The organism is Oleiphilus sp. HI0132, from assembly GCF_001635845.1.
This window is the reverse complement of record NZ_LWGJ01000587.1, coordinates 1-909: the sequence shown is the minus strand read 5'-3', so window position 1 is coordinate 909 and position 909 is coordinate 1. Positions and strand designations below refer to the sequence as shown.

Genomic DNA, 909 nt, shown 5'->3' with positions numbered 1-909 from the left:
ACGGCGAAGGGTATGCTGTTCACGTTTTACTTTTGCCTGGGCACGGAAGTAAGCCTTCGGACTTAATGCTCTCTCACTATGAAGATTGGCAAGACATTGTTGACCACTATGCTCTACAGCTGAAAAAACAGTACAACAAGGTTTTACTAGGCGGTTTTTCTACCGGTGCAAACCTCGTGACTATCAATGCCATTGAGCAGGGTGGTGTTGATGGTTTGCTTCTGTTTTCTCCGGGCTTTGAGACATTTTCACCTTTTGTAGAGCGTTTGGCTCCCATCTTTGCGACATTTATGGACTGGGGCTGGAAGGCAGAAGAAGATAACCTAGCCCGATATCGCTCCTCGCCAATTAATGCTTCGATCGCTTACTCTGAGAGTGCACAATATGTCAGAGACTTATTTGAATCAAAGCAAACAAATGTCCCAACCCTGATTGTGATGAGCGAGGCAGACAGTGTCATTAACCCTCATGCCATCAAAGGATACTTTGACTCAAACTTCACCCATGCATCAAATCGCTTCATTTGGTATGGAGAGTCTATTATTGAAGACGATAAGATTATCACTAAGTCTATGAAACTGCCGGAACTGAGAATCAGTTCTGGCTCACATATGAGCCCACTATTCGCTCCAGACAACCCTTACTACGGCAAAAAAGGAGAAAAACGAATGTGCGGAAACAGCTTTAATCCCTCAAATACGCGCCGATGCGAAGAGGGTGAAAGTGTATGGTTTTCAGCATGGGGTTATAGCGAAGAAGACAAACTATTTGCCCGTTTAACATGGAACCCTTACTACTCGAAAATGGAGCAAGCTCTAAGACTTTTTCTTCGGAATTAAACATGCTGCTCTATGCGAATGTTGCGTGACCAGACAGTGGTTCCCTCACAACTAAGACCAGCTAACTTTG

1 protein-coding gene is annotated in these 909 nt (G+C 44.4%); it reads left to right on the top strand.

What is annotated here, in order from left to right; genetic code table 11:
* The coding region (locus A3766_RS07165; protein WP_068642014.1) for a carboxylesterase at window positions 1–839 on the top strand (839 nt) is incomplete at its 5' end.
* Window positions 840–909: the final 70 nt, after the last annotated feature.